At 68.3% G+C, this 4,684-nt stretch carries 7 protein-coding genes; 4 read left to right on the top strand and 3 right to left on the bottom strand.

Features of this window, described 5'->3' with window-relative positions; all coding sequences use genetic code 11:
- The 4 genes from sufD to B4E30_RS04425 form a co-directional block, all read left to right on the top strand.
- The coding region (gene sufD, locus B4E30_RS04440; protein ID WP_286793668.1) for a Fe-S cluster assembly protein SufD at positions 1–1,123 on the top strand (1,123 nt) is incomplete at its 5' end.
- Entirely contained in the window at positions 1,120–1,449 is a 330-nt protein-coding gene (locus tag B4E30_RS04435) for a non-heme iron oxygenase ferredoxin subunit (protein ID WP_071043578.1), read from the top strand. The genes sufD and B4E30_RS04435, both read left to right, overlap by 4 nt.
- Before the next feature lie 14 nt (positions 1,450–1,463).
- Positions 1,464–2,246, top strand: a complete 783-nt coding sequence (gene sufC, locus B4E30_RS04430; protein WP_071043577.1) for a Fe-S cluster assembly ATPase SufC — start codon at positions 1,464–1,466, stop codon at positions 2,244–2,246.
- Between the two features lie 9 nt (positions 2,247–2,255).
- Positions 2,256–2,585 carry a metal-sulfur cluster assembly factor gene (locus tag B4E30_RS04425; protein ID WP_071043576.1) on the top strand — a complete coding sequence of 110 codons (330 nt, stop codon included), beginning with the start codon at positions 2,256–2,258 and terminating at the stop codon, positions 2,583–2,585.
- 58 nt (positions 2,586–2,643) lie between these two features.
- Here the strand turns inward: B4E30_RS04425 and B4E30_RS04420 are convergent, their stop codons facing one another.
- From B4E30_RS04420 to B4E30_RS04410, 3 genes are all read right to left on the bottom strand, one after another.
- Positions 2,644–3,546, bottom strand: coding sequence for a siderophore-interacting protein (locus B4E30_RS04420; RefSeq protein WP_286793667.1), 903 nt, complete (start codon positions 3,544–3,546; stop codon positions 2,644–2,646).
- Positions 3,543–4,367, bottom strand: coding sequence for an ABC transporter ATP-binding protein (locus B4E30_RS04415; protein WP_286793666.1), 825 nt, complete (start codon positions 4,365–4,367; stop codon positions 3,543–3,545). Before B4E30_RS04415 ends, B4E30_RS04420 begins: the two co-directional genes overlap by 4 nt.
- On the bottom strand, positions 4,364–4,684 hold a 321-nt coding region (locus B4E30_RS04410), incomplete at its 5' end, for an iron chelate uptake ABC transporter family permease subunit (protein WP_286793665.1). The genes B4E30_RS04415 and B4E30_RS04410, both read right to left, overlap by 4 nt.

Below are 4,684 nucleotides of genomic sequence, written 5' to 3'. Positions count from 1 at the left end.
TCAGACTCGCTCAGAGCGACCGACGTCGTTCGACCCCGCGGACTTCGAGCGTCCCACCGGCCGCGAGGTCAACTGGCGCCACGCGCCGCTCGACCGCCTCGCGACCCTGTTCGTCGACGAGGAGACCGACGGGCAGGGAGAACCGGCCGTCTCCGACGACCGCGAAACGATCGCCGACCTCATCGTGGCCGCGGCCGCTGACGATGCCGGACCGCGGGGCGAGGTCTTCCGGCCCGAGGATCTCATCAGCGCGATCGCATGGAAGCGGGGCGCGAACGCGCTGCACCTGCGCGTGCCCGACGGCGGCGAGTTCGACGAACCGTTCGTCCTCTCGCTCCGCGGCGCGGGCGCCGAGCGTCACGGCAACGCGCATCTGGTCATCGAGGCGGCTCCGAACTCCCGCGCCACGGTCGTCCTGGACCACAGCGGATCGGCGGCTTACGCGCAGAACGTCGAGGTGATCGTCCGCGACGGCGCCACGCTGAAGCTCGTGACCGTCCAGCGATGGGACGACGACGCCGTGCACGCCGCATCGCATCAGGCGAGAGTCGACAAGGACGCGACGCTCACGCACGTCGTCGTCACCTTCGGCGGCTCCGTCGTGCGGGTGAACCCGTCGGTCGAACTCGCCGGTCCGGGCTCCGAGGCGCGCCTGTACGGGCTGTCCTTCGCGGACTCGGGTCAGCACCTCGAGAGCCAGGTGTACCTGCACCACAAGGGCCCTCACACCGTCGGCGACGTTCTCTACAAAGGCGCTCTGCAGGGGGCTTCCGCCCGGAGCGTCTGGATCGGCGATGTGCTGATCGGTCCCGATGCGGTGGGAACGGATTCGTACGAGGCGAACCGGAACCTCGTGCTCACCGACGGTGCACGAGCCGACTCGATCCCGAACCTCGAGATCGAGACGGGCGATATCCAGGGCGCCGGGCATGCCAGTGCGACGGGTCGCTTCGACGACGAGCAGCTGTTCTACCTCCAGGCTCGCGGCATCGCCGAGGACGAGGCGCGTCGGCTCGTCGTCATCGGCTTCCTGTCCGAGATCGTGCAGCGGATCGGCATCCCGGCGCTGCAGGACGAGCTGACGGCCGCAATCGAGCGCGAGCTCGAGGACGGCGCCGCGTGAGCGCACAGCGAGCCTGTTCGCTGAGCGAGCTCGAGCAGGACACCGCGCACCGCGTGGAGCTCGACGGCGTGCCGATCTCGGTCGTCCTGGATGCCGAGGGCGTCGTTCACGCGATCGGCGACACCTGCACCCACGGCGACATCTCGCTGTCCGAAGGATTCGTCGAGGGGGACACCCTCGAATGCTGGGCGCACGGCTCGGCGTTCTCTCTCATCACCGGCAGACCTCAGAACCTTCCGGCCTTCGAACCGGTCCCCGTCTACGTCGTCGAGATCGACGGCGACGACGTGATGATCGATCCGGCCGTGACCAAAGACCTGACTTGACGAAGGAACACATCATGACTGTCCTCGAGATCCGCGACCTGCACGTGACGGTCGAGACCGAGAAGGGGGCCACCCCCATCCTGAACGGCGTCACGCTGACCATCCGAACGGGCGAGACGCACGCCATCATGGGCCCGAACGGGTCGGGAAAGTCGACGCTCGCGTACACGATCGCCGGACACCCCAAGTACACCGTGACGGGCGGATCCATCACTCTCGACGGCGAGGACGTGCTCGAGATGTCCGTCGACGAGCGCGCCCGCGCCGGGCTCTTCCTGGCGATGCAGTACCCCGTGGAGATCCCCGGGGTGACCGTGACGAACTTCCTCCGCACCGCCAAGACCGCCATCGACGGCGAGGCCCCCGCGATCCGCTCGTGGACCAAGGACGTCCGCGAGTCGATGACGAATCTCCGGATGGACCCGACGTTCGCGCAGCGCAACGTGAACGAGGGCTTCTCCGGCGGCGAGAAGAAGCGCCACGAGATCCTGCAGCTCGAGCTGCTCCGCCCGAAGCTCGCCGTGCTTGACGAGACTGACTCCGGGCTCGACGTCGACGCCCTCAAGATCGTCTCCGAGGGTGTCAACCGGGCGAAGGAGCAGACCGACCTCGGTGTGCTCCTGATCACCCACTACACCCGCATCCTGCGTTACATCCGGCCCGATCACGTGCACGTGATGGTCAAGGGCCGCATCGTCGAGGAGGGCGGCCCGGAACTTGCCGACCGGCTGGAGGACGAGGGCTACGATCGCTTCGTTCCGCAGGTCGCTGAGCCGACCGTCGACGCCGGCGCGTAGAATCGTTACATGACCGTGACGCTCACGACCGAGAAGTACGACGAGGTCTCCGAAGCGCTCAAAGACGTCATGGATCCGGAGCTCGGGATCAATGTCGTCGATCTGGGGCTCATCTACGACCTCGCGTGGGACGATGACAACGACGCCCTCGTGATCCACATGACACTCACGTCCGCCGGCTGCCCGCTGACGGACGTGCTCGAGGAGCAGACCGCGCAGGCGCTCGACGCCGTGGTGGATCGATTCCGGATCAACTGGGTCTGGATGCCGCCGTGGGGTCCGGAGCGGATCACCGACGATGGGCGCGACATGATGCGTGCCCTCGGTTTCGCGATCTGACGCGCGCTCCTCGTGACGGAGGTGAAGGGCGCGACCGCTTGCGCGGTCGCGCCCTTTCTCACATCTCGGCGCGGCCGAGGCGCCAGTAGCCCATGAAGGCGACCGCTCGGCGATCCACGCCGCGCTCACTGACGAGGTGACGACGGAGCGCCTTGATGCCGCCGGCTTCCCCGGCAAGCCACGCGTAGAGCGGTGCGCTCCTCAAGGCGGCGCCGCCCTTGGCCGTGCGCGGCACCTCCCAGAGGAGCTGGGTGTCGATGTCGATCTCTTCGACGTCGGCTCCCGTCCCGCCGGGCGCGAGACGTTCGGCGACCTGCGGCACGGTCGTGGTGAGGAAGTCGTGCCGCGTGTCGGCGGTGCGGTGGCCGATGGACATCCCGAACCCGGGATGGGTCGGCATGTAGGCCGCATCGGCCGGCTCGGGCAGCTCGAGGACGACGTGTCCGCGAGCTTCCGGCGGGAGCTGTTCGAGGATGACCGCGATGGCGGGGGCCGCGGTCTCATCTCCAACGAGCAGAACGGCGTCGGTGCGCTCAGGCGGGACGAAGTCGATGCCGAAGCTCACGCCGGTCGCGGCCGTGGACGGAGCGAGGATCAGCAGCTCGTCGCCGATCCGCGCGTCGTCGATCCATTGGGAAGCGGGGCCCGTGACGTCGTGCACGACCATGTCGACATCCACCTCTCGCAGGTCGTGACGCACGCGTCGCGTGGTGTAGGTGCGGATGTGGGGGCGGGTGTCCGACGGGAGCTCCCGCCACTGCGCGTACCAGTCGTCTCCGGTCGGCATCGCCTCCAGCGGTGCTGTCACGGTGGGGAAGATGAGCTTGATCCGCTGATCGAAGCCCGGGTCGCCGTAATCGTCCAGGTCGTCGCCGGTGAAGGTGAAGCGTCGGAAGCTGGGGGTCAGGTCGCTGATGGCCGTCAGGCGCACCCGGAAGAACCGGTAGGGCTTGTCTGTCATGGTGTCACTCCGTCCAGGGGGTCGAGGATGTGGTGGCGTCCGCGGGGGAGGACCATCGGAGATCCCGAGACCGGGTCGGCGATGACGAGGGAGTCCAGGTCGAAGACGTCGCGAATGAGCTCCCGGGTGATGACCTCCGACGGCGGTCCGCTCGCGACGAGTCGACCGCGTCTCAGGGCGAACAGATGGTCGGCGTATCGCGCCGCGAGATTGATGTCGTGCAGGACCATGACGATGGTCGTGCCCCGCCGGCGGTTCAGATCGGTGAGCAGGTCGAGCACCTCGACCTGGTGACTGACGTCGAGGAAGGTGGTCGGCTCGTCCAGCAGCAGCACGCCCGTCTCTTGAGCCAGTGCCATGGCGATCCACACGCGCTGCCGCTGTCCGCCGGACAGTTCGTCGATCGGGCGGTCGGCGAGGTCGCTCACGCCGGTCGCGTCGAGGGCGTGCGCGACCGCGACGTCGTCATCGGTCGTCCAGGACCGGAAGAGCTTCTGGTGCGGGTGCCTCCCGCGTCCGACGAGTTCCGACACCACGATGCCCTCGGGGGCGATCGGCTGCTGCGGGAGCAGTCCGAGCGATCGGGCGAGTTCCTTGGTGGGGATCTGGTCGATGCGACGGCCGTCGAGGACGACCGTACCGCTCTCCGGCGCGAGCAGCCTCGACATCGTCTTGAGCAGCGTCGACTTGCCGCACGCGTTCGCGCCGACGATCACACTGATCCTGCCCGCGGGCACGTCGAGGTCGACGTCGTCGACGATGACGGCGCCCGCGTATCCGGCGACGAGGCCCTCCGTGCGGAGCTGGTGTGCGTGGGTCATGAAGAGCCTCCGCGGCGGCTGGTACGGATGAGCAGGTACAGGAGGTAGGGAGCTCCGAGGATGCCGGTGATGACGCCCACCGGGAACTTCGTGTCGAAGGCGAACTGGCCCAGGAGGTCGGCCGCGAGCACGAGGCACGATCCCGTGAGCGCGGCCGGGACGACCACGGATGCGCCCGCGCCGACGATCCGGGTGGCGATCGGTCCGGCGAGGAAGGCCACGAAGGCGATCGGCCCGGTCGTGGCGGTGGCGAAGCAGGCCAGGGCGACTGCCGAGACGACGAGAAGGAGCCGCGTGCGGTCGACACGCACCCCGAG

Source organism: Microbacterium sp. UBA3394 (genome assembly GCF_002358725.1).
In the GTDB taxonomy this organism is placed as follows: Bacteria; Actinomycetota; Actinomycetes; order Actinomycetales; family Microbacteriaceae; genus Microbacterium; species Microbacterium luteum.
Note: the sequence above shows the minus strand (reverse complement) of the source record. Positions and strands in the feature narration are given on the sequence as shown.